General features: G+C 47.3%; 2 tRNA genes. Both read right to left on the bottom strand.

What is annotated here, in order from left to right:
- Positions 1 to 120 precede the first annotated feature (120 nt).
- Positions 121 to 196, bottom strand: a tRNA-Ala gene (locus AC30D9_RS29395).
- Between the two features lie 10 nt (positions 197 to 206).
- A tRNA-Ile gene (locus AC30D9_RS29400) sits at positions 207 to 283 on the bottom strand.
- Positions 284 to 393: the final 110 nt, after the last annotated feature.

Genomic DNA, 393 nt, shown 5'->3' on the forward strand with positions numbered 1-393 from the left:
CAGTCTATCTTTCTATCACATACCCAAATTTTTAAAGAACGATCTAGTCAAAAGACTAGAAATCAACATTCACCATCACCTTGATGGAATGCTCATTTCTAAGCTTTCAGAAGCAGTTTATGGTGGAGCCAAGCGGGATCGAACCGCTGACCTCCTGCGTGCAAGGCAGGCGCTCTCCCAGCTGAGCTATGGCCCCATTACAAAATTGGTGGGTCTGGGCAGATTCGAACTGCCGACCTCACCCTTATCAGGGGTGCGCTCTAACCAACTGAGCTACAGACCCAATTTCGAGCTTGTAACTGTTAGCTATGAGCTATCAGCTTGGAGCTTAAAGCTGCTTCTATCGTCTTCTTCAATGAATCAAGCAATTCGTGTGGGAGCTCATGGAGCAGC

This window comes from Pseudomonas sp. DF11 (assembly GCF_058148565.1).